The 24,696-nt window shown below is 40.9% G+C and carries 20 protein-coding genes; 7 read left to right on the top strand and 13 right to left on the bottom strand.

The features are described 5' to 3' along the window. Positions 1-50 precede the first annotated feature (50 nt). From NE848_RS08620 to NE848_RS08610, 3 genes are read right to left on the bottom strand one after another with little or no spacing between them, the layout of a single operon-like run. Complete coding sequence (locus tag NE848_RS08620) at positions 51-2,876, bottom strand: S9 family peptidase (protein ID WP_252112507.1); 2,826 nt, start codon at positions 2,874-2,876, stop codon at positions 51-53. A gap of 47 nt (positions 2,877-2,923) precedes the next feature. After that, positions 2,924-3,454 carry a nuclear transport factor 2 family protein gene (locus NE848_RS08615; protein WP_252112505.1) on the bottom strand — a complete coding sequence of 177 codons (531 nt, stop codon included), beginning with the start codon at positions 3,452-3,454 and terminating at the stop codon, positions 2,924-2,926. Positions 3,455-3,495: 41 nt separating this feature from the next. Continuing rightward, complete coding sequence (locus tag NE848_RS08610) at positions 3,496-4,053, bottom strand: hypothetical protein (protein WP_252112503.1); 558 nt, start codon at positions 4,051-4,053, stop codon at positions 3,496-3,498. 151 nt (positions 4,054-4,204) lie between these two features. On the opposite strand from NE848_RS08610, the gene NE848_RS08605 reads away from it, so the two are divergent. Further along, positions 4,205-5,170, top strand: a complete 966-nt coding sequence (locus tag NE848_RS08605) for an NAD-dependent epimerase/dehydratase family protein (protein WP_252112501.1) — start codon at positions 4,205-4,207, stop codon at positions 5,168-5,170. Positions 5,171-5,219: 49 nt separating this feature from the next. Here the strand turns inward: NE848_RS08605 and NE848_RS08600 are convergent, their stop codons facing one another. The 4 genes from NE848_RS08600 to aspS form a co-directional block, all read right to left on the bottom strand. Continuing rightward, positions 5,220-5,414, bottom strand: coding sequence for a cold-shock protein (locus NE848_RS08600; protein ID WP_131397137.1), 195 nt, complete (start codon positions 5,412-5,414; stop codon positions 5,220-5,222). 95 nt (positions 5,415-5,509) lie between these two features. Next, positions 5,510-5,737 carry a hypothetical protein gene (locus NE848_RS08595; RefSeq protein ID WP_252112499.1) on the bottom strand — a complete coding sequence of 76 codons (228 nt, stop codon included), beginning with the start codon at positions 5,735-5,737 and terminating at the stop codon, positions 5,510-5,512. Between the two features lie 14 nt (positions 5,738-5,751). Beyond that, positions 5,752-7,542: a chloride channel protein gene (locus NE848_RS08590; RefSeq protein WP_252112497.1), complete on the bottom strand. Its 1,791-nt coding sequence runs from the start codon at positions 7,540-7,542 to the stop codon at positions 5,752-5,754. Between the two features lie 58 nt (positions 7,543-7,600). Further along, on the bottom strand, positions 7,601-9,349 hold the full coding sequence (aspS, locus tag NE848_RS08585; protein WP_252112495.1) for an aspartate--tRNA ligase: 1,749 nt from the start codon (positions 9,347-9,349) through the stop codon (positions 7,601-7,603). 249 nt (positions 9,350-9,598) lie between these two features. Here aspS and NE848_RS08580 point away from each other — a divergent pair, with 249 nt between their 5' ends. Further along, a complete protein-coding gene (locus NE848_RS08580) occupies positions 9,599-9,931 on the top strand; it encodes a toxin-antitoxin system YwqK family antitoxin (RefSeq protein WP_252112493.1) in 333 nt (110 codons plus the stop codon). A gap of 70 nt (positions 9,932-10,001) precedes the next feature. Here NE848_RS08580 and NE848_RS08575 read toward each other — a convergent pair whose 3' ends face one another. Genes NE848_RS08575 through NE848_RS08560 form a run of 4 tightly spaced genes read right to left on the bottom strand, consistent with a single transcriptional unit; the run spans position 10,002 to position 16,706 of the window. Next, positions 10,002-13,484 (bottom strand): efflux RND transporter permease subunit, encoded by a 3,483-nt coding sequence (locus tag NE848_RS08575; protein WP_252112491.1) that lies wholly within the window; start codon positions 13,482-13,484, stop codon positions 10,002-10,004. Continuing rightward, complete coding sequence (locus NE848_RS08570) at positions 13,477-14,655, bottom strand: efflux RND transporter periplasmic adaptor subunit (RefSeq protein ID WP_252112489.1); 1,179 nt, start codon at positions 14,653-14,655, stop codon at positions 13,477-13,479. Before NE848_RS08570 ends, NE848_RS08575 begins: the two co-directional genes overlap by 8 nt. 16 nt (positions 14,656-14,671) lie before the next feature. Then, the gene (locus NE848_RS08565; RefSeq protein WP_252112487.1) at positions 14,672-16,111 is read right to left on the bottom strand and encodes a TolC family protein; all 1,440 of its coding nucleotides are present in this window, start codon (positions 16,109-16,111) and stop codon (positions 14,672-14,674) included. Continuing rightward, a complete protein-coding gene (locus NE848_RS08560; protein ID WP_252112485.1) occupies positions 16,104-16,706 on the bottom strand; it encodes a TetR/AcrR family transcriptional regulator in 603 nt (200 codons plus the stop codon). The genes NE848_RS08565 and NE848_RS08560 overlap by 8 nt, the downstream gene beginning before the upstream one ends. Positions 16,707-16,846: 140 nt before the next feature. Here NE848_RS08560 and NE848_RS08555 point away from each other — a divergent pair, with 140 nt between their 5' ends. The 3 genes from NE848_RS08555 (at position 16,847) to odhB (ending at position 22,105) form a co-directional block, all read left to right on the top strand. After that, positions 16,847-17,821 (top strand): polyprenyl synthetase family protein, encoded by a 975-nt coding sequence (locus NE848_RS08555; protein ID WP_252112483.1) that lies wholly within the window; start codon positions 16,847-16,849, stop codon positions 17,819-17,821. 177 nt (positions 17,822-17,998) lie between these two features. Continuing rightward, positions 17,999-20,779 carry a 2-oxoglutarate dehydrogenase E1 component gene (locus NE848_RS08550; RefSeq protein ID WP_252112481.1) on the top strand — a complete coding sequence of 927 codons (2,781 nt, stop codon included), beginning with the start codon at positions 17,999-18,001 and terminating at the stop codon, positions 20,777-20,779. Positions 20,780-20,830: 51 nt separating this feature from the next. Continuing rightward, positions 20,831-22,105 (top strand): 2-oxoglutarate dehydrogenase complex dihydrolipoyllysine-residue succinyltransferase, encoded by a 1,275-nt coding sequence (odhB, locus tag NE848_RS08545; protein ID WP_252112479.1) that lies wholly within the window; start codon positions 20,831-20,833, stop codon positions 22,103-22,105. 238 nt (positions 22,106-22,343) lie between these two features. On the opposite strand, the gene NE848_RS08540 is transcribed toward odhB, so the two are convergent. Continuing rightward, on the bottom strand, positions 22,344-22,778 hold the full coding sequence (locus NE848_RS08540) for a retropepsin-like aspartic protease (RefSeq protein WP_252112477.1): 435 nt from the start codon (positions 22,776-22,778) through the stop codon (positions 22,344-22,346). A 164-nt stretch (positions 22,779-22,942) separates the two neighbouring features. On the opposite strand from NE848_RS08540, the gene NE848_RS08535 reads away from it, so the two are divergent. Continuing rightward, entirely contained in the window at positions 22,943-23,671 is a 729-nt protein-coding gene (locus NE848_RS08535; protein WP_252112475.1) for a CPBP family intramembrane glutamic endopeptidase, read from the top strand. Between the two features lie 202 nt (positions 23,672-23,873). Continuing rightward, positions 23,874-24,107, top strand: coding sequence for a hypothetical protein (locus tag NE848_RS08530; RefSeq protein WP_252112472.1), 234 nt, complete (start codon positions 23,874-23,876; stop codon positions 24,105-24,107). Between the two features lie 75 nt (positions 24,108-24,182). Here the strand turns inward: NE848_RS08530 and NE848_RS08525 are convergent, their stop codons facing one another. Continuing rightward, a complete protein-coding gene (locus tag NE848_RS08525) occupies positions 24,183-24,665 on the bottom strand; it encodes a YybH family protein (RefSeq protein WP_252112470.1) in 483 nt (160 codons plus the stop codon). Positions 24,666-24,696: the final 31 nt, after the last annotated feature.

Here is a 24,696-nt window from a genome sequence, read left to right as displayed (position 1 = left end):
TTAAAAACAAGGCTTGCTAATTTATTAAAAGAACTTAAACGAAAAATAAATTATTCATCTTCCAGATCATATTGAAGGTCCTTTCCTTTCATTACTGCAGGCACACCCCGAGTCATCCATACTGGAGCAGGTTCATCCTTTAAATAATGATCAAAGAACTGCATCATTCTTATGGATAGATCCTGGCGGTTCTTCATTTTTCGAAGATTATGTGCCTCGTCGTTGTATACAAGTAACCATGCCGGCTTATTGAGTCTTCTCATACCCATGAACATTTCGATTCCCTGGTAATATGGTACAGCGCCGTCATTATCATTATGCATCATCAATAGAGGGGTTTTAATGTTCGGGATTCCGAATAGCGGTGAATTCTCCAGGTAAAGGTCTAAACCTTCCCAGAGGTTCTTTCCTATACGGCTCTGTGTTTTTTCGTACTGGAAGGCACGGCTAAGACCGCTTCCCCATCTTATTCCGCCATAGGCTGAGGTCATATTGCTTACGGGAGCACCGGCCATTGCTGCAGCAAACTTATCGGTTTTAGTGACCAGATAGGCTACCTGATAGCCTCCCCAGCTTTGTCCCTGGATAGCCATATTTTCTGGATCTATATAACCTAATTCTTCGACTGCTTCAACTCCTGAAACGATACAGTTATAGGCGCTTTCTCCCGGTTTGCCTTCCTTGTAAACAATATCTGGCACAAAAACCACATACTCATTGCTCACCAGGTAAGACATATTCACGATCGATGCACTTGGCTGGGGTGAATAATAATTATTGAGATTATCACTTCTTCTTTCATAAAAGTAAGTGATCAATGGATATTTCTTATTTGGATCAAAATTCTCTGGCTTATAGATGATGCCTTCAAGTTCTGTCCCATCATAGGCTATCCAGCTGAAAGACTCTGAAGTTCCCCACTTAAAATCTTTTTGCTGTGGGTTCGCATCGGTAAGTCTGATGGAGTTTCCGGTTTTTCCCTCGTAAAGATAGAGATCGGGATAAGTGGTGAAATTCTCCTTTCTGAAAAGAAAGATGTCCTCATCTTCGGCAAGAATATAATCATCCAGGATCATTCCTTCCGGATCTAAAATTGCCTCTTTTTTCCCGTTTTTCAGATTCAATAAGTAAAGACTTTCTGTTTTGTCATTCTTATCAAAAGCATTTACAAGAAGACGTTTTTTAAAGTAAGATGCGGCCTCCCTGTTCTCCCGGTCAAGAAGCAGACTCCTGTATACAATTTTATTCTCCCTACCATCCTTTGTGATATTTTCAGGTTGTGAGCTTTTATCAAGATCTACCATCCAGATGTCATACTGGTCGAAAAGAAGTGCTTTTCCGTCCTTGGTAAAACCTCCATTGCCATAGGCCCAGGGTGCTGCCGGAACATCATTTTCCACGTCATAGAATGGAACTTCAAGGTTCGCGGTAAGATTTCTTTTTTCGTTCTTTTCAAGGTTAAGCACCCACCAGTCCTGACTTTCGGTATCGAAATAAATGGCATACTTTCCGTCGGGGGAAAGATCGGGCCTGGCTGCAGTTTCCTTTAAAGCCAGTCTTTTTTCTCCGGTTTCAGTGTCAACTATATAAAAATCCCGCAGCCATGGATATCTCCAGGAGCGTGACACATCATAAGGTGAAGTAGTATAACCCAGAACATATCTTTGTTCAGCATCCTTGTCAAGATTAATATACTCCAATTTATCATCATGAAGGGCGATTACATTTTGTGTTTCTGTATCTAAATATGAAAGATACGCCTTGTTCTTCAGTTCTTTCAGGTTTACCTTCTGTTCCGGCTGGATGAGCTTGTCTTTGTAGGTCCATACATCTACATCGGGAATTTCTTCTTCAAGCAGGGTAGTGTCAATATCAAAATTTCTTGAAGGCCTTGAATAATAATAAAGTCTTTTCCCATTTTCTGAAAAGAAGGGTGCCTGAGCGGCACTCAATTCCCAGTTTTCACGTAGATTTTTTCCAAGCGTATCAGTGACCTGACTGAGTTTCCCTTCTTGGAGATGAAAAAGTTCAAACTTGAGGCTGTCGGTTTCAATAGAATCTCTTGCCGAAACATATGCCATTTGATCTCCTTTTTTACTCACCGATAGTTTCTCGTAAGCGAATTTACCCGTGTCTATCACTTTTTGTGAATGTTCTTTCAGGTCAAATTGAAAGACCCCTATATCCCCTTTTTTCTCTCCTTTGGTTTTGGAAAAGTACAGTGCAGGTTCATCCTCGGCGAGTTTGAATTCCTTGATCTGGAAAATAGTGTCTGTTGCTCCGTTTTTAAGATCATATATCAAGGCATAGTTCGCCTCCAGGGTAAGATTCTTTTTTTCGGTTTTTAGGCTGTCGTTTATCTTCTCTTCAGTCCTGGCAGTATCCTTTTCTTTTTCGGGTTTTAGATCCTTTAATTTTTCTATCACTACCCAGTCAGAATATTCGTCTGGCGCTTTAAAGTCTTTTACCCTGGTAATACTGTCGGTTAATCGGTGTGCTTTTACATCAAAGATGAAGAAATCATCCTTGGTCTGTTTTTCCTTTTTTACATCATCTTTCTTTTCCTGACGGGTGACCTCATAATCGGGTTTTTTCAGAAAGAATATATGCTGGCCATCTGCAGCGATGTGAGCTCGATAAGCATTGTGAAACTGGGCGCTTTTCCCGGTTCTTCTATTAAAGATCTTCAGGTAACCGTCTCCACGGCCCGTTGTTGTAGTCACTTCGGTAACAATCAGATCTCCCGCAGCAGAGATTTGCGGATTCTGAATCATTTTCCAGAGATCATAATCATCATGAGTAAGGGGTCTTTTTTCCTGGGAAGTTCCCGAAATTGAAATTATTAATAATAGAATAAGGGCAATACGTTTATGCATATTGTTTAGTTTGGTATATAAGTTTGATTAAGAAAAAAGGAAAAGGTTTAATTGTCGCGAAGTTTGGAGATTAGTTCTTCGTCAAATTCTTTTTTAATAAGGGTGATCTCATCCACATTTTCATTGGGTATGGTGATGGATAACACATAGTGCTGCACCTTCCATTTTCCATTATCCTTGGCCATTACTCCAGAACCACGGCAAATTCCCATGTGGGTATCCAGAAGTTCGTCAAACCAGGCCAGTCTGCGGTTTTCCTTCAAGTAAATATTCCTTTCGATTGCTTTGAAAGACCAGGCTTTTCCCGCTTCAAAATAGGGGCGTGAAAACTCTTTGAACTCTTCTAAGTTCCAGTTCTCCGTAGCATCGGTGCCAATGAATATAGCATCATCTGTCATTAAACTAAAGTAATCCTCAAAATTTGCTTCAGCTGCGGCTTTATGCCATCTTTCGAGGTTTTTGATTATACTTCTTTTTGCTGAAAGTATATTTTGTTCTGTGTTTTTCACCTGTGCATTCAGGCTTGGAAGCAAAAATACCCCGGACAGGAAAAGACTTATGAGAGCTATTTTCTTCATCGGTTGGAAATTTGTATTAAGTTACAATATTTAAAAATTGATTAAAAGTCTTCAGAAGTGGTATCCTTTTGTCTTTCCTGCTGTTCAAATTCGTCGAGCTCCTTTTCAAAATCTTCCAGGCTTTTCAGGAAAATTTCATTCATCTGTAGCTTAAGATTATTGAATTCCTGAAATAATTCTTTTGTGGTCTGTGCAATTACTTCGGCATCGGGTTCCTGTTTAGCGGAATACTGCCTGAGCAACTGTGCTTTTGTATTCACCACATTTAGCCTTGCTTCCACCGGAACAGATCTCAAACTGTCTGGAACCGAAGTCTTAAGGGACTCCATAATTTGAGCTATGGCTCCGGCATTGCTCATAACCTCGTTCACGGTAGAATTATTGAGCTTTTCAATTTCGTTCTGAGCGGTAATAAACTCTACCCATCCAAGGGCATAATCCCTCGCCTCAGGCCTCAGGGCAAGCTCGTTATCCTCGATCTTTATTTTGGCCTGAAAAGCAGTAGTGTCTACAGCTTCTTCTGCCGACTTTTCCGCATCCTGTTCTGTTTTACAGCACACAAATGCAAGGAGGGAGATGAAAAGGATGAATTTCTTCATAGTTTAAATCGGTATCTTACAAAGTTATTGATATTTTACCGCAATTCTGGAAGAAAAATGAATTGTGAAATCCTTAAAAAGGTGCGTCAATAAAATGCTAATATTACGATTTCCTTTATATAAATAAATATATTTGCAAAAAATTTAATCTATGGCCGGAAGGATTTTGATTATTGGTGCCTGCGGACAAATAGGTACCGAACTAACGCTCAAATTGCGCGAGATACATGGAAATGAGGAGGTGATTGCCAGTGATATCAGGGAAGGAGCCGCTGAATTAATGAAATCAGGACCATTTGAAATCCTTAATGCAACTGACGAGCCTCATATTAGGGAGATCGTTGAAAAATATCAAATAAAAGAGGTCTACTTGATGGCTGCCATGCTGAGTGCAACTGCAGAAAAAGCTCCTATGAAAGCCTGGGACCTTAATATGGACTCTCTTTTCCATATTCTTAACCTTGGCAAAGAAGGAAAAATTGAAAAGATATTCTGGCCTTCAAGTATCGCTGTTTTTGGCCCTACCACGCCAAAAGATAAGACTCCGCAAACCATTATTATGGAACCTACCACTGTTTATGGTATAAGTAAACAAACCGGTGAAAGATGGTGTGCGTATTACAATCGTAAATATGGAGTGGATGTGCGCAGTATAAGGTATCCCGGGATCATTAGCTATAAAACTCTACCTGGAGGAGGAACTACCGATTATGCCATAGAGATCTTTCATGAGGCCTTAAAGAATTCAGCATATACCAGTTTTCTGGCAAGCGATGCGGCTTTGCCAATGATGTATATGGACGATGCGATAAAAGCTACTGTAGATATTATGGAGGCCCCGGCGGAAAAGATAAAGGTAAGATCTTCTTATAACCTTGGAGCCATAAGTTTTACACCTCAGATTCTTGCGGATGAGATCAGGAAACACATTAAGGATTTTAAAATCTCTTATGAACCCGATTTCAGACAGGCTATCGCTGAGTCATGGCCTTCAAGCATCGATGATTCTGTTGCGCGACAGGATTGGGGCTGGAAGCATGAATATGGCCTGGAGAAGATGACAACCACCATGCTAAAAGGAGTAGAGGAAAGCCTGAAGGAAAATGCAAATAAATAAGAAAAGCCGCTGAAAAGCGGCTTTTACTTTGTACTCAGAAAAAATTATATTATTCGATCACGCGTACTTCTGTAGCGTTCACTCCTTTTCTTCCTTCTGTTTCTTCGTACTCAACTCTATCGCCTTCCTGGATAGTTTCGCCGTTTAATCCGGTTACGTGTACAAAGATGTCTCTTTTGGTTTCGTCGTTGGTAATGAATCCATAACCTTTAGATTCATTGAAAAATTTAACTGTGCCTTGCATAAAAAATAATAATTAATAAAGCACAAACATACTAGATAAAAATTTAGAATTGACTGAAAATCAGTTTTTTTTGTGATTTTTTTATGTTAAGATTTCTAATCGATCCCGCGATCCCGCATCTTCTTCATGTTCTCTTCAGATAGTGTATAGTCTTTCAGTCTTTTACCTTTCCATCTTACGTAAAGGAAGACTGGCATGAGGATAAAGGCACTTACAAGAACTGAAATTCCGATGATCCTGTCACCTGTTAGGACCTCTCCGGTAAGGCGGAAATAAAATCCCACGCCTATTGCTATAAGTATGAGAATTCCCAATATTTTCATAAATAATTTCATAACTAAACGGTAACTTCTATTAATTTTTGTCGGTAAGCGGTTAAGAGTTTTGATTTTGAAATAAAACCAACATACTTATCTTTTTTAACCACGGGTAGGTTCCAGGCCTCACTATCCTGGAATTTCTTCATGATCTCTTTCATACGATCATTTTCTATATCAATAATTTCGGGTGCCTGCTGCATTATATCCTGCACTTTTACTTCGTTATACAATTTTTCATCAAACATGATCGGCCTAATATCATCCAGGAGAATGATTCCCATGAAGTTACGGTTTTCATCTATCACAGGAAAAATGTTCCGGGATGATTTTACCACTCCCTGGTGAATTACATCCCCTAGATTCATGTCTATTTCTATAGGGATGAAATTCTTTTCTATTACACGGGTAATGTTCATAAGGGTTAGAACTTTATGATCCTTGTCATGGGTAAGCAGGTCGCCTCGCTGTGCCAGCTCCATGGTATATACCGAATGTGGCTGGAATTTAGAGGAGATCATAAATGAGATCGCCGCAGTGATCATAAGAGGAATAAAAAGTTCATACCCATGAGTGAGCTCGGCGATAAGGAAAATGGCGGTAAGCGGGGCATGTAGTACACCGGCCATTAATCCGGCCATACCAACAAGGGTGAAATTACTTACCGAGATCTTATAGCCAAATATCCCGAGATTGTTTAGAATGAGAGCGAAACAATGTCCCATCGCGCTACCCATGAACATTACCGGAGCAAAGATTCCACCAACCCCTCCGGCACTGAGCGTAAGGGAAGTAGCCACGATTTTGAAAATTACGAGTCCTGCCAGTAATGTGATCACTATCCAAATATTATCCAGGTAAGCATTAAAAAGGTTGGTTCCTAAAGCCTGTAAATAATTTTCCTGGAGAAGATTATTTACCACATTATAACCTTCACCATATAATGGAGGAATAAAATAAATCAATACTCCTAAAACCAGCCCGGCAGCAATTAATCTTACAAATTTAGACCTGATCTTAACCATGGTCTTCATCAGCTTGAAATGTATCCAGGTAAAATAAACAGAGCATGCTGCAGCCAGTATCCCCAATAAAATGTAATATGGAACTTCAGAAATAGTGAAGGCATCTTTTAGCTGAAAGGGAAGGATGATCTCGTTTCCGTAGAAAAAATAGGAGGTAAGCACTGCTGAAACCGATGCGGTTAATAAAGGTAGTAAGGAGGCCAGTGTTAGGTCCAGGCTAAATACCTCGATAGCAAAAATGATCGCGGCTATGGGTGCATTGAAAATAGAAGACATGGCTCCGGCAGCAGCACAGCCAATAAGAAGGGTGCGGGTAGTCTGGTTCATCAAGAAAAGCCTTGAAAGATTAGAACCTATGGAAGCCCCGCTCGCTACAGTAGGTGCCTCCAGCCCAACTGAACCTCCAAAACCAACAGTAATTGGTGCGGTTATTAAAGACGCGTACATTTGGAATCTCTTCATGATGCCTTTTTGACGCGAAATCGCATACAAAGTAGCAGGGATGCCCTGTCCTATTGGTCTCCGAAAGATGAATTTTATAATTAGGTAGACAACTAGTAAGCCCAGAACCGGAAATATAAAGTAGAATGCCTGATGATAATTAATAAAGGATTTTCCTTCAAGAAGGAGCTGAATAAAATGTGTGAGGTTTTTTATAGTGACTGCGCAAATACCCGCAATAAAGCCTATCAAAGCACTAAGCATCATCAAAAACTGGCGATGGGAGAGATTCCTGGACTTCCAGTTCAAAAACCTGTGCAGTAAGGAATTTCTGAATTTCGCCACTGTGCTGAGATATTATCCTATGAAGATAAAAAATCCCACCTTAAAGTGGGATTTATATTTATAACTTCAATTTAAGATGTAATTCGTTAAGTTGTTCTTCATCAAGTTTTGCCGGTGCATCTATCATTACATCCCTTCCCGCATTGTTCTTAGGGAATGCTATGAAATCCCTTATGCTTTCCTGACCTCCCAGAATAGCTACAAGGCGATCAAATCCAAAAGCGATCCCACCATGAGGAGGAGCTCCATACTGAAAGGCATCCATTAGAAATCCGAACTGTTCCCTGGCTTCTTCCTCAGTGAAACCAAGATACTTGAACATCTGAGACTGTGTTTGCTTATCGTGTATCCTTATAGAACCACCACCAATCTCATTACCGTTCAAGACAAGGTCATAGGCATTGGCTCTGACTTTACCCGGTTCGGTTTCCAGAAGTTCAAAATCTTCTTTCTTTGGAGAGGTGAAAGGGTGGTGCATCGCATGGAATCTTTCGGTTTCCTCATCCCATTCAAGCAGAGGGAAATCCACAACCCATAATGGGGCAAATTCGTCAGCTTTTCTTAAACCAAGTTCATTACCTAAATGCATTCTAAGAGCACTAAGCTGAGTTCTTGTTTTAGATGTTTCTCCAGCCATTACAAGTATCAGGTCACCTGGATTTGCACCAGTGGCTTCTGCCCAGGCTTTAAGGTCATCCTGAGAATAGAACTTATCTACAGATGATTTTAAAGTTCCATCTTCATTATACTTCGCCCAAACCAGTCCGTTAGCACCAACCTGAGGCCTTTTTACCCAGGATATAAGCTTATCTATTTCTTTTCTGGTGAAGCTGGCTGCATTTGGAACCGCGATCCCCACAACCAGTTCCTGCTGGTCAAAAACATTGAAGCCTTTATTCTTGGCTAGTTCATTCAGTTCGGCGAACTGCATTCCGAATCGAATGTCCGGTTTATCATTCCCATATTTTCTCATGGCTTCATCAAAGGTCATCCTTGGGAATTTGTCAACTTCAACACCTTTGATCTCCTTTAATAAATGCCTGGTAAGTCCCTCGAAAATATTCAAAATGTCTTCCTGGTCCACAAAGGCCATTTCGCAGTCTATCTGGGTGAACTCAGGTTGTCTGTCAGCCCTAAGATCTTCATCCCTGAAGCATTTTACGATCTGGAAATATTTATCCATTCCTCCTACCATCAATAGCTGTTTGAAGGTTTGAGGTGATTGCGGAAGGGCGTAGAACTGACCTTCGTTCATTCTGCTTGGTACCACAAAATCACGGGCTCCTTCAGGTGTAGATTTAATAAGATATGGAGTTTCCACTTCAACAAAACCTTCCTGCGAAAGATAATTCCTTACCTGCATGGCTACCTTATGGCGGAAGATGAGTTTATTTTTCACCGGGTTACGACGAATATCAAGATAACGATATTTCATTCTAAGATCTTCACCGCCATCGGTTTCGTCTTCTATAGTAAAGGGTGGTGTTACAGAAGAATTCAGGATCTTAAAATCCTCAACAAGGACTTCAATCTCTCCTGTGGGGATATTCGGATTTTTAGATTCTCTCTCTATAACCGTACCTTCTACCTGGATCACGAATTCCCGGGCAAGACTTCCGGCTTTTTCCATTAGCTCTTTAGAAGATCTTTCCTCATCGAAGATCAGCTGGGTCAAACCGTAACGGTCACGAAGATCCACCCAGATCATAAAGCCTTTATCTCTTACTTTTTGAACCCAACCGGCCAGGGTTACTTTACTGCCTATCTCTTTGGCGTTTAGTTCGCCACAAGTATGACTTCTGTACATTTTTTATCCTTCAGTTTTGAATGGGCACAAAAGTAAGAAGTTATAATGTTTTCTATAAGTATTATAGATTAAAATTAAATTTCATATTCCCTCCAAGGGATATAAAACATATTTCTTAACCCTCTATAAGTCAGTTTTTAGTAAATCGAATGTTAACTTAAGGTTATGTAAATATTGAATTAATGTAAACTTTCGATATATTTGTTAAGTTAACGTAAACACAACAGGGCTGTGAAGATGTTGAAAAATATGCTATTAGCGGCGTTATTTGTAGCAGGAGGTGCAGCTATGGCTCAAAATAAAGACCCTAAACCTGTATTTGAAAAACAGGACGATTTAATTAAAGGAACGTTTTATTATGAAGATGGAAATATTAGACAGGAAGGTACGTACAAGAACGGAAAACTCCACGGGCAATGGATTTCTTACGACCAAAACGGTGAAAAGACAGCCATCGCACATTATAACAAGGGAGAAAAAGAAGGGAAGTGGTTTTTTTGGAATGGTGATCGACTTACTGAGGTAGATTATGAAAATAGCAGGATCGCATCCGTGAATAAGTGGAAAACAGAATTTCACTGATGAACAGTAATTAAAAAATTCTATTTATAAAAAAACAAACCCCCGCAGCAATGCGGGGGTTTGTTTTTTTCTAGGCATTTACCAGTTCTCGTTCTTTTTTCTCTTTTCTTTCAGTCCTTTTGTCCTTGAACCTCACTTTAGCTCTGTTAACAAGGTAGAACATTACGGGTACCACCACAAGGGTGAGGAAAGTAGCAAATAATAGTCCGAAGATTACTGTCCATGCAAGAGGTCCCCAGAAGATCACATTATCCCCACCTATATAGATCCCGGGATCGTAATCTGTTATAAGGCCGAAGAAATCTATATTCAAGCCCACGGCAAGAGGGATAAGCCCCAGAACCGTGGTGATTGCTGTTAGTAATACCGGCCTTAACCTTGATTTACCTCCGGCAACTATCGTATCAAAATACTGTTTTCTAGTAAGTAGATCATCCTTTTCAAGACCTAATTGGATTTTCTTTCTGTCTATTAAGATCTGCGTATAGTCAATAAGGACGATGGCATTGTTTACCACAATTCCGGCTAGCGAGATAATACCCATCATAGTCATTATGATGATAAAGTCCATCTGGAAAATAATCAATCCAAGGAAAACTCCAATCATACTAAGAACAACCGCCATTAAGATAATGAATGGTTTTGTTATCGAGTTGAACTGCGCAACCAGGATAAGCATGATCCCGCCAATAGCAATAAGTAGTGCCTTGATGAGGAAGTTCATATTCTTTTGTTGTTCTTCCTGCTCTCCAGTGAATTCCAGGTTCATACTTTCGGGAAGTTCATAATTCTTAAGCGCCGTTTGCAGTTGTTCAACGATCTGGTTTCCGTTATACCCCTGAAGAACGTTTGAATAAATCGTGATTACCTTCTTGAGATCCTTACGTTTGATGGAACTGAAAGAAGAGGCAACTTCGGTCTCTATAAGTGAAGAGATAGGCACCTGCCTTAACTGACCTGAATTCTGATCCCTGAATGTGATAGGCTGGTTAAAAAGTACATTTTCATTGTACCTGTATTCATCTTTGAATCTTACGTTCACTTCATAATCTTCGTCTCCATCCTTATAAGTTGAAACCTCCTCTCCATAGATCGCACGTCTCAGGGTCTGACCGATCTGAGAAGTGGAAATTCCTAGCTGGCCTGCTTTACGACGGTCTACAGTGACATCTAGCTCGGGCTTGGATTTGTTCACGTCTATCTTCAGTTCTTCAATACCCGGAACATTTAGTTCATTGATATAAGAGCGGATATTTTCAGCTTCTGCAAGCATTTGCTCATAATCTTCACCTTTTAATTCAATATTTACGGGGTAGCCAGAAGGTGGTCCTGCAGCATCTTTTTCAACAATTATGGAAGCTCCAGGGAACTGTTTCACCGCTTCCCGTACTTCACTAAGCACCTGCGCACTTTCAACACCTCTTCTTTCTTTGAACTCACGCATAACAATGGTTACTTTCCCTTTATGCGGCATGGCATTTTGCTGTCCACCATCGGTTTGCGGATTTCCGGCGCCTTCACCAACCTGTGATATAACCGATTCTACCATGAAATTATAACCGTCTTCATCTTCATATTTCTCGACCACATCAAATATCTGTTTCTCAACTTTCTTTGTTAGCTCGTTGGTCTTCTTGATATCGGTTCCTTCAGGATATTCTATGTAGGTGATCACCTGCTTTGGCTGGTTCTCGGGAAAGAAAAGCACGTTTGGCTGAACCAGTGCCATAAGTATGAATGAGAATAGAAGTAAGCCTATAGTTCCGAAAAAGAAGACATAAGCTTTCCTCCCTCTTAGGGCGAATTTCAGAAATCGCTCATAGCCGGCTTCCAGTTTCTTTAATGCTTTAAACTGAAAATAATCCACTGCTTTTGATAATGCGTATTTATAGAACCATAAAAGCAGTACCGCCAGAAGGAATAAATTACCCAGTGCTCTAAGTACTCCTAAAGGCAACATATATCCGGCAGTAAGCAGGATAAATCCGATCCCGCCTATGATAATACTGAGTCTTATAAGTCTCTTTTTTGAAATTTTACCCTCTTCAGTCTTCATGAACTGGGAGGTAAGCATCGAGTTGATTATCAATGCTACAAAAAGCGAGGAGCCCAGTACAATGGAAAGGGTAATTGGAAAGATCACCATGAATTTTCCGATAGTACCCGGCCACAGTCCAAGCGGGAAGAATGCCATAAGGGTGGTCGCCGTAGAAGCGATAATTGGCCAGGCGATCTCTCCAAGACCTTGCTTGGCCGCTTTTAGTCTTGGCATTCCTTCGTCCATGAGGCTGTAAACATTCTCAACTACTACGATCCCATTGTCTACCAGCATCCCCAGTCCCATTACAAGAGCAAACAGAACCATGGTATTTAAAGTATATCCAAGGCTGGAAAGGATGATATATGATAAGAACATCGATAACGGGATCGCAAGCCCCACGAAAAGTGAGTTACGGAAACCAAGGAAAAACATAAGTACCAGGACCACGAGTATGACCCCGAAAATAATGTTGTTTACAAGGTCGTTTACCTGGTTACGTGTATCGGTTGAAAGATCGTTGGTAAGGCTTATGTGTAGGGAGTCGGGAAGATATTCTTCCTGCTCTGTCGAGATGATGTTCTTGATCTCATCTACAGCCTCGATCATATTCTTTCCGCTACGCTTTTTAATATCAAGCATCACTACAGGTTCGCCATATTCCCTGGCATAAGTGGTTGGGTCTTTCTCTCTGAACCTGATCTCGGCGATATCCTTGAGAAAGATATTCCCGCCATCCTGCTTTACCACGACGTTTTCCAGCTCCTCAGGATCCTCTATTTCACCAATGATCCTTATGTTCTTCTGGGTTCCACTGGTGATGATATTACCTCCCGAGATGGTGCGGTTCTCTGAACTAACCGCACTCACAATATCATTAAAACTTACCATGGAAGCTGTCATTTTGTATACGTCAACGGCTATTTCAACCTCCATGTCTTCAGCACCCCTAATGCTCGCTTCCTTGATCTCCGGAAGCAGTTCAATCTTTTCCTGGAGATATTCGGCGTAATCCTTAAGCTGCTGTACCGTATAATCCCCTGTAAGGTTGATGTTCAAAATAGGCTGCTCTTCCGAAAGGTTAAGGTCGAACACATTGGGCTCCACTTTTGCTCCGTTATCCATGGTAGGCCAGGTAGTTTCAGCTTTCACAAGATCTACCTTGTCTTTTATCTTCTGTTTTGCAACATCAACACTTACTTCTTCTTCAAATTCCACTATTACCAGGGAATAATCCTGAAGAGTGGTAGAAGAGATCTCCTTAACCCCTCCAACATCATTGAACTCCTCTTCCAGGGGTTCAGTGATGAACTTTTCAACATCTTCGGCCGAGTTTCCGGGGTTGATCGAGCTTACATAGATCTTGGTCTCGATTATTTCCGGAAAGGATTCCCGCGGCATACTGTAGTAGGAAAGCAATCCCCCAATAAGCAGTATGGCAATGATGACGTAGACCGTCATTTTATTGTCAATGGCCCAGGACGAAAGTTTAAATTCTCTGTCTATCTTATTCATTCTCCCCAGATTTTCTTGTTCTTACTTCCTGACCGTCTCTAAGATTCTTCGATCCTTCGGTTATTAGAATATCTCCACTGTTAAGCCCGCTTTTCACCTCTATAGAATCATTGTAGGTATAGCCCACTTCAATAACAGCTTTTTTTGCAGTTCCTATGTTTGAGTTACCATTAGGTTGATAAAGATAAACCAGGCTTTCTCCCAGGGCATTTTTCTGAATGCTGCTTTCAGGTACCACCATGGCAGTATCTGAGGTGTAATCATTCAGTTTTATGGTCGCGATCTGGTTAGGTATTATCATTCCTTTTTCGTTAGGAACCGAAACTTCTATACGGAAGGTCCTGTTGTTAGGATTTATGTTATTTCCTACCTGGCTCACCTTTCCTTCGAATTCCTTTCCAACAGATGAGATCTGCACTTTTACATCGGTTCCCTTCTGAATCTTATTTAGATAATTTTCAGGAACATCAGCTTCCACATACATTTTATCCAGGCTAATCAATCTGAAAAGCTGATTCTGTCCAGGGTTTACTACTTCTCCCTGTTCACTTATCACGTCATCTATCACTCCGCTGAAAGGTGCTCTAACCACTGTTTTTGAAAGCTGGGATTTAAGTCGGTTTACAGAACTTTCAAGCGCCTCATAATTAGTTTTGGCTTCCAGGTACTGGATCTCCGAACCGATATTTTGTTCCCAAAGCCGTTCCTGACGCTCGTAGGTTGTTTTGGCCAGACGGGCCTGGGCCTCAAGTTGCGCGAGCTGATTTTTTAATCCGCCATCATCGATGGTTGCCAGTACCTGTCCTCTTGAGACTCTGTCTCCCTCATTCACCTTGACACTGGTAAGAATTCCTGAATATTCAGGATAGATAATAATATTCTCATCGGTCGCGACATTTCCCTGGACCTCTGCATAATGTTTAAAATTCTGTTGGTTCAGAGTGTCAATACTTACAAGTGCGAAATTTCTGTTTTTGTCCAGTTTCTTAATGGCCTCGTCCAATTGATCGATCTTTTTTGAAAGATCGCTTTGCTGATTGCTCAGTTCGGACTTTTTAGCTCTTATTTCACTTAGATCCTGGGTCGCAATAACATCTTCTACAGATGTTTCTTTATTATCTCCACAGGCAACAAGACCTAAGATTGCTGTTAGCAGAATAAATTTTTTCATTGTATGGAAGGAATGTTTAGTTTTCATCGTTATATGTTCTGGTATCTAGTAGATTTTCAAGTTCCACCTTGGCAGTGATCACGTCCAGCATGGACCGGAGATAGTTTTGCTGGGCAGAATACAGCTGTCGCTGTGCTTCGCTAAGCTCAAAACTGCTGGCGATGCCTTCAAAGAACTTCACCTGGTTTTTGTTTTCTATCCTTTCGGCCAGGTCAAGATTCCTAATGGCATTCTGATAATTCTCAAGATTGAATTCGTATTCACTTTTTGCCATATTTATCTGGCGTTTCACTTCGTTTTCGGTCTGTTCCAGGTCGAGCATGGCCTGTTCGTATTCAATTTCTCTCTGTTTGGTTCTGGAACTTCTCATCCCGCTACTGAAAATGGGGATGTTAAGGCTTACGCCCAGAATAGATTGTCCAAAGTATTCCTGCTCACTATTAAGAAAGGTGAACTTGTCGCTGTATCCCTGGTAACCGTAGTTTACAAACCCCGTAAGTGTGGGTAGTGCCTTTGCTTTCTGGAGTTTCACCTGGATCTCGGCAGATTCTGCCGAATTCTTTGCGATTCGATAATCGATATTTTCTTCTACCGGGATTTCATCCTGTAAAAGGGAGAGGTCGTAATACTTCATAGCCAGTTCATCCAGGTCGTTGGTAAGAATCACTTTATCTTCTACTGGGATTCCCAGGCTTAGATTCAGCATTTCATAAGCGATGTCACGCATTCTTTTACTCCGGCTCAGGTCAGTTTTCAGTCCGAGTAAAGTGATCTCCAGCTGTTCAACAGCTTCCTGCTCTGTTAGTCCGTTTTCGTAGATCTTTTTAGTATCGTCATAATTCTTTTGAAGTGTGTTCACGTTCTTCTCAAATATTTCCACGCTTTCTTCGGCAAGGAGAACATTTCCGTAGGCATTTATGATTGCTTTCTTAATCTCCAGATCGGTCTTGGTCTTGGCGTTCTTGGAGATCTGAAGCAGGGTCTTTACCGATTGAATACCTACGATATAAGAACCGTCAAAAATAAGCTGGTTCCAGGTCGCAGTGGCATTCATGCTTTGTCTGGTTCCGAATCGCACCGGGATAAAACCTTCCGGTGAGTCTACCGGTACATCGTTACGCTGTACATTTTCAAAATAATCCTGTACAATATCTATGGTGCTCTGGGTATTGTCAAAAGCAGCGGCAGGTAAAAGAGTGACAGGTTGTTTCAGATAGTTCTGATAGTCCACACTTCCATTGATCTGTGGCAAACCCTGCGCAATGATTTCCCATTTTTGCTGAAGGGCGATATCAACATCCTTTTGCGCTATCTGTGAACGGTAATTATTTTCGATCCCGAACTCAATGGCTTCCTGAAGGGAGAAAGAATATGTTTTCAAACTGTCATTTACCTGAGCGAATGTGGTGAGGTAACCAAGTAAAAGGATCAGAATGGTACTGTTTGTTTTATTCATGATTGATTATTAGTTCTTCAAGTTTTTGAATTCCTTTTTCGGTGCAAATAGCTCTTAAATGGTATTCCATAAGTTGCTCCATGAGATAGAGCTTTGAATAGTCTTCGGGCGGGAACAGATCCGGATCCTTTATGTTCTGCATTGCTTTAAAGTATATTTTGCTGATAAAATCTACAGGAATATCCTTACGATAGCAGCCGATCTTTATCCCTCTTTCCAGGTTTTCCCTTACACAGGTTTCCATGAGGTGAAACTGCTTTGATGTTAGTTCTTCATAGATCTTCGGATAATACTTCTGAAGCTGATATTGCGGCGAGGATTTTTCATCCTTAAGCCGATGCATTACAAATCTTTTGATCTCAAAGTTCTCTTCCAGCGGGTCATTTTCAATAGACCTTATCTCATTTATTCCTTTCTGAATAGTCTGGAAAATATGAGTTGCTGCGGCATGAACCAGTTTAGTTTTAGTAGGGTAATGGTTATAAATGGTTTTTTTAGACATGCCTAATCTCTCGGCAATGTCGTCCATGGTAACGCTTTTAAAACCATAATCCAGGAACATCTCTGCAGCCGTGTTTAAAATTTTCTCTTCCAATTGTCCTAAATTTTGGTGCAAATTTAATCTGAGGAAACTTTAAAAACAAAAAAAGTTTCCAGAGTTTAAATTTATTTAACACTTGCTTAAAATTTGAAAAACTTTCAATTATGGTATTTTAGCGGAAAATTTTTGACCTCATGCTATCGATTTCCCAGTATAGAGAAGCTGTAATAGAATATTTACACGAGAAAATAAGGGTGAAAGAGCCTGCCAATTTATATGAGCCTATGGTTTATATTCTTGAACAGGGAGGGAAACGATTGAGGCCTGTACTGGTTCTAATGGCGACCGAGATCTTTGATTGTGACTATAAAAAGGCTTTGGATGCGGCCCTGGCAATTGAGATCTTTCATAATTTTTCGCTGGTGCATGATGATATTATGGATGATGCTCCTATAAGAAGAGGAAAGCAAACCGTCCATGAAAAATGGGATATAAATACAGGCATCCTGTCTGGTGATGCGATGCTGATTAATGCCTATCAGCTTTTTGAAAGTTACGAGGGCGATACTTTTAAAGAACTTTCCACGCTTTTTACCAAGACCGCGATACAGGTATGCGAAGGTCAGCAATACGACATAGATTTTGAGACCCGGGACAATGTGAGTATTAGTGATTACCTTTTAATGATCGAGTATAAAACGGCTGTCCTGGTGGGTGCCTCACTGCAAATGGGAGCTATTGTGGCCGGTACTTCTAAGGAATGCAAGGAAGCTATCTATCAGTATGGAAGGTTACTTGGGATCGCGTTCCAGCTACAGGATGATTACCTGGATGCATTTGGTGATCCCGAGACTTTTGGAAAACAGGCCGGGGGAGATATTATCGAGAATAAAAAGACATTTTTATACCTGAAAACCGTAGAGCTGGCCGGCAGGAGCGAGGCTTTACAACTGGAACACCTGTATTCCATAAGCCCTGCAGAGAACTCCGGAAAGATAGAAGCTGTAAAGGCTCTTTTTGAAAGTAGCGGTGCTGCAGAACTCACCCGAAAGGAGATTGAAAATTATACCGATAAGGCTTTCAGGATATTGGATAAAATAGAATTGCCGGAAGCCAAAAAAGACCCATTGCGCAAATTCGGGCAGATGCTTATGGAGCGACAGGTTTGATTTTCTTCAGTTTAGCCTTAATTTTTTAATATAATTGACATTAAAAGAGCCTTTTTTTGTCATTGTTAAAATTCCTATAATCCGATAGATAATTATCATAAAGCCTGCAAGCTGTTTTTTTTAAAAATTGTATTTTTGCTATGTTTTTAAAACAAAAGAAACATTTGTTTCAATTTTATGGATAGATTTTCATTTCTAAATGCTGCTCATACTGCATATTTCGCAGAACTTTACGATCAATATTTGAAACATCCTGATAGTGTGGAGCCCAGTTGGAGGGCTTTTTTTCAAGGATTTGATTTCGGAATGCAACAAAATGGCGTTTCAGATGAAGTATTGGCGGAGGCACCTGTTGAATTTTCTGAAGGAGAGATACCGGCACATGTTATTAAAGAGTTCCAGGTAATTCGTCTTATAGATGGATACCGTACACGAGGGCATTTATTTACCAAAACCAACCCTGTAAGGGAAAGAAGAAAATATACACCTACCCTTGATATTTCCAATTTCGGGCTTGAAGAAAGTGATCTCAACACCACCTTTAATGCTGGTGATGTTCTTGGGATAGGGCCTGCTACGTTAAAGGAGATAATAAGGCATCTTGAGAATGTTTACTGTGATTCCATTGGGATTGAGTATATGTACATTCGAAAGCCCGAAGAGATCCAGTGGATACAGGACAAGCTGAATATAAACGAGAATCATCCCGAGTTTGATGAGGACCGAAAAAAGCAGATCCTTAAAAAGCTGAACGAAGCGGTTTCCTTTGAATCCTTCCTTCATACAAAATATGTAGGGCAGAAGCGTTTCTCACTGGAAGGTGGGGAAAGTCTTATTCCTGCGCTTGATGCTTTGATAGAAAAAGCGGCCGAACTCGGTGTGAAAGATTTCGTAATGGGAATGGCCCACCGCGGAAGGTTGAATACGCTTACCAATATCTTTGGGAAAAGTGCCAAGGATATCTTTAGTGAATTTGATGGTAAGGACTATGAGCAGGACATTTTTGATGGAGATGTGAAGTACCACCTTGGATGGACCTCCTGCCGTACTACTGATACCGGAAAAGATATAAACATCAATATTGCGCCTAACCCTTCACACCTGGAGACCGTGGGTTCTGTGGTTGAAGGTATCACGCGTGCAAAACAGGATCGCCGTTATAAAGGTGATAACTCAAAAGTACTACCCATCCTTGTTCATGGAGACGCGGCTATCGCAGGTCAGGGTGTGGTTTATGAAATAATTCAGATGGCCCAGCTGGAAGGTTACCAAACCGGTGGGACCATACATATTGTGGTGAATAACCAGATTGGTTTTACCACGAATTACCTGGACGCAAGAAGCTCAACCTATTGTACTGATGTAGGAAAAGTAACCCTTTCTCCAGTACTGCATGTGAATGCCGATGATGCCGAGGCAGTGGTGCACGCGATTCTTTTCGCTCTTGACTTCAGGATGAAATTCAGAAGGGATGTGTTCATCGATCTTCTGGGCTACAGGAAGTATGGGCATAATGAAGGAGATGAGCCGAGGTTTACTCAGCCTAAATTATACAAGGCCATCGCCAAGCATGAGAATGCCCGGGATATCTATTTCGAGAAACTCAAGAAAGAGGGTGTCGCAGATGATGCCTACCTGAAAAATCTCGAAGAGACCTATAAAGCTGCTCTTGAAGAGAAACTTGAAGATTCCCGGAAAGAAGAAACCACCAGGATAACCCCGTTCATGCAGGATGAGTGGGAAGGTTTCGAAAATGTCCAGGAAGACAGGATGATGGAAGAAGTGGATACTACATTTCCTCTTGAAAAGCTTGACAAGGTTGCAGAGGCAGTCTCCAAACTTCCGGAAGACAAGAAGTTTATGAGAAAGATCAAGAAACTCATAGACGCAAGAAAGAAAATGTATTTTGAAGATAATAAGCTGGACTGGGCTATGGCCGAGCATCTGGCTTATGGTGCCCTGATGACCGAGGGTTATAACATAAGGATTAGCGGTCAGGATAGTGAAAGGGGAACCTTTTCTCACCGTCACGGGGTCGTAAAAGTAGAAGATAGCGAAGAAGAGATCATTCTTCATAATAATATAGAGGACAGGGATGGCGATTTTTTCATTTATAACTCACCGCTTTCCGAATATGGCGTTGTAGGTTTCGATTATGGTTATGCCATGGCGAGCCCAACCACGCTGGCTATCTGGGAAGCCCAGTTTGGTGATTTTGTGAATGGTGCCCAGATAATGATAGATCAGTATATCTCTGCTGCAGAAGATAAATGGAAACTCCAGAACGGACTTGTAATGTTCCTACCTCACGGCTATGAAGGCCAGGGAGCAGAGCATTCGTCCGGTAGAATGGAACGTTTCCTTCAGCTTTGCGCTAAGGACAATATGTATGTGGCCGATATTTCAACTCCGGCCAATATGTTCCACATTCTTAGAAGGCAAATGAAGGCCAAGTTCAGAAAACCACTTATCATTTTCACTCCAAAGAGTCTGCTGCGTCATCCAAAAGTGATCTCTACAAAAGAAGAGTTCGCCAATGGTAGTTTTCAGCCGGTGATAGATGATAAGGATGCAAGCGCAGATAAGGTGAAAAGCCTTGTATTTTGTACTGGTAAATTCTATTATGACCTGCTGAAGCATAAGGAAGAGAACGAAAGAGAGGATGTGGCGCTCGTGAGAGTAGAACAGTTATTCCCGCTGCCAACAACCAGGATGAAAGAGTTGATAGAGAAGTACAGCAATGCAGACGATGTTGTATGGGCACAGGAAGAACCAAGAAATATGGGAGCATACGGGCATTTGTTATTGCATTTCCCTGAATCCCGTAACTTCAGGGTGTGCAGCCGTAAATTCTACGGATCACCCGCCGCCGGTAGTGCCGTGCGATTTAAAAAACGTCATGAGCGTGTGATCGCCAGCGTTTTCGATAAAGATCTAAACGAAGAAGAAAATAATTAAGAACCAACGATTTCCTGAAGTTCAGGAACCAAAATAAAAACGAGAATAATCATGGCCTTAGAAATGAAAGTTCCTTCACCCGGGGAATCCATCACTGAAGTTGAAATAGCACAGTGGCTGGTAGAAGACGGGGATTATGTAGAAAAAGATCAGGCGATTGCCGAGGTAGACAGCGATAAAGCCACACTGGAACTTCCCGCTGAAGCCAGTGGGGTCATTACCCTGAAAGCCGAAGAAGGTGATGTGGTAGAAGTTGGAGAGGTGGTATGCCTTATAGATACCGAAGCCGAAAAACCGGGAGGTGGAGATGATTCAGAGGATAAGCCGGCAGAACAGGAGGAGAAGGAGCGTCAGGAAGCCAAAGAAGATAAAAAGGATAGTGATAAAGCCGAGCCTAAGACCGAGACTCCTTCAAAAAGCAGTACTCCAAGCCAGAAACAAGATACTTACGCTACCGGAAGTCCTTCTCCAGCAGCCAAGAAAATACTGGACGAAAAAGGAATAGACCCAAAAGAAGTGAAAGGTTCGGGTAAAGACGGCCGTATCACCAAAGAAGATGCTGTTGAAGCCAAAGCTTCTATGGGAACTCCGGGAACAGGAAAACGTGGTGAATCACGTAAGAAAATGTCTATGTTCCGCCGTAAGCTATCTGAAAGACTGGTAAGTGCAAAGAACGATACCGCGATGCTTACTACTTTTAATGAAGTGGATATGTCGCCGATCTTCGCCTTGCGTAAAAAATATAAGGAAGAATTCAAGGAAAAACACGGTGTTAGCCTCGGATTCATGTCTTTCTTTACCCTTGCCTGTGTGCGTGCACTGGAGGAATTCCCTGCGGTGAACTCGATGATAGACGGGAAAGAAGTGATTAGCTTTGATTATAAGGATATCAGTATCGCGGTTTCAGGACCTAAAGGTCTTACAGTACCCGTGATAAGAAATGCAGAGAACCTTAGTTTCCGTGGAGTAGAGGATGAGGTAAAACGACTTGCCCTTAGAGCTCGTGACGGACAGATAACCGTAGACGAAATGACAGGGGGTACATTTACCATTACAAATGGAGGTGTATTTGGGTCGATGCTTTCAACACCAATAATCAATCCACCGCAGAGTGCCATTCTTGGAATGCATAATATCGTGGAGAGACCGGTAGCTATTGATGGTCATGTGGAGATAAGGCCAATAATGTATGTAGCTCTTTCTTACGATCACAGGATCATTGACGGTAGAGAATCTGTAGGATTCCTTGTTGCCGTTAAGGAAGCCCTTGAAAATCCTGAAGAATTACTGATGGATAATGATGTGAAAAGAGCTCTTGAATTATAGAGAGGTCAGAATAATAAATGAATAAAAAAGGTCCCGCCGCGGGACCTTTTTTATTTCTAACAAAATTAAAACAAAACTAACAAACGAACAACGTTCAAAATTAAAGCTCCTACCACCAGGATGGCTAGAATCAGAAAGAAGAGTTGAGATAGGAGCTTGCTTTTGATGATGTATGAATTAATTGTAACCAATCAAATCTATCAATTAAAGCAGGGCGGGTCAACGGGGAAATTTCCCCTTATTTAAGATAGAGTGCCTTATTCTTGTAGTCTATAATAGCTTTTCCTTTTTTAAGGATATCGGCCCCAATGATTCCGTGTACTCTTTCGGCCTTATGATTTACGAGTGCCTCGTTAACATGTTTAAGATCAAATAGCACAAGGTCTACCTTCTTCTTTTTCCAGCCTTTTATTTCGATACTGTTCTTCTGGGAGATCTGGGTGAGCATGTTGGTGGCTCCGGCCCCCGCGGCTTTTATGTCGCTGTCTTCAGGCAGGAGATCAAAATGCTCCACAGCATCCAGCCCAACACAGGTACTTGAGGCCCCGGTATCCAGTATAAAATTCCCTTCTATATTGTTGATCTTTGCAACCAGTTCCAGGTGATTAGTCCTGGTATATGTTAATTTAATACGGTGATATCCTTTCTCTTTCAAAAGCTTTTTCAAAGACATTACTTTTTTTGTAAATATAAGGAATTAGCTTGTCTGGCATTCCATCTCTGAATTTCATCTTTATTAAAAAATTTAATAATTCATTCTTTTTATGATCTCATTTTTATTTTAAATTCGAAAACTTCAGAATTCTATATGAAAGAAAGCTAAATAAACTACAAATAATGCAGGCGAAACTTCCAGCCCGGTTACGAAGGTATTCAGCAGACCAAAAGAATTTTATAGGCCTGTGTGTGATGTTTCTTCTGGCAGGATATTTTATCTTGAATTATATTTCCCATACTTTTTTCAGTGGAGAATTGCTTGACAGAAGCAGTCCGGGTAACTGGTTGTACTGGCTTAACTCCATGCTTATGGCTGTGGTTGTATATTTCAATAAGAAGATATTTGAATGGTCATGGAGCGACCTGGGACTTGCAAAGCCTGCTAACTGGTGGCAGCCTGTTCTTGTTGGGATAGGATGTTTTCTGTCTATCCTTCTATACTCAGCTTTTATAGACCCATGGGTGAAAGAAGTTTGGGGAGAAATAAATATTTCTCATTTATATATTTTAAAACAAAATCTTCCTGAATTAATTTCAGCACTCATTGCAGTCTGGATCACTGCGGCATTTCTAGAAGAACTTGTATTCAGGGCCTTCTTTATAAATTCTCTGGAAATTCTTTTTGGAGCTGGAAAATTATCTGTGTATGCGGCCGTAGCAATAAGTGCTTTAATCTTTGGAGGAATTCATGCCTACCAGGGTGTAAGCGGAATAATTACCACCACAATTATCGGGATAATATTTGGCGTTGCATACATTGTTAACGGGCGACGTATCTGGCCATTAATTCTTGTACATGGCCTTGTAGATACGATTTCACTAGTAGGTATCTACAATATGGCTGGATAGATCTTTTAATCCACAGATTTTTAGTTAGGTCTTGAAAGGGGGCTTAATAGGATATCTTTATTTAAAAAAAGCTTTAAATATGGGCACTTACCTGGCAAAGTAAAGAAGTTTTTTTGCTTTAAAATTAAATAGAGTTTTTAGTAGCAATGGCTTAAATCAAATTTTTCGTATCTTTTATATCACTAACTAAAACCAAAAAGATATGAAAGGCTCATCGGGAAAACGCAGACTGGTAAAGAAGTATGTGTCTGATTTCATCTTTTCTGAACGAACCCGTTTTGTTCTGGATGGGACCAACTACAATCTTTCCAATGATCAACCGGGAAGTAAATTCATCAAATTTCGCTTTGAGAAAAAAGCCTTTAAACCTAAAAGGAAATTCGTTTTCAAGTGTATCTACAAAATGATGAAGAACTTCCAGTTATCACTTAATTAAGTCAGATCCTAAATTCATTAAAAAACCCTTTCTAAAACTAGAAAGGGTTTTTTCTTGCTTAATATTCTGTTCTACTTATTCATTTTCAGTGGCCGTCGTATCGGTATGCTTTTCTGTGATATTCATAAATCTTACCTTCCAGTCATCCTCATCACGCTCCCAGATTACCGTATAGGTTCCTTCATGAGGAGTGTTAAGGCTGTCTTCCTTCACCATATGACGATAGGTTCCGGCTTCATAGGCGATGCTATCACTGGAGTATTTAAGCTCCGGAGACGTTTTAAGATCCCTCATCATAGGAGCATTATTATTATACCATGGATTAATACTGTCTGTAGGGTATGCTTCTCCATCCAAATAAAGCACCGCGTTCTCTGCGGTAAGGCTCTGGAGCTTATCAGGATCGTTAGCGTTCCAGGCATCCATCCATTCTTTATTTGTTTCCGAAGGATCACGGACCTCCATTTCTTCCATATCGTCTGCGTCTTCCTTGTTAGGATTGTCACATCCTATAAAACACATTAGCGCAAATAAGGGAATTAACTTTAGAAATTTCATAGGTTGATTATTTTAAATTTATACCCTAAAT

The sequence above is a fragment of the Gramella jeungdoensis genome, assembly GCF_023805255.1.
Classification (GTDB): domain Bacteria; phylum Bacteroidota; class Bacteroidia; order Flavobacteriales; family Flavobacteriaceae; genus Christiangramia; species Christiangramia jeungdoensis.
Note: the sequence above shows the minus strand (reverse complement) of the source record. Positions and strands in the feature narration are given on the sequence as shown.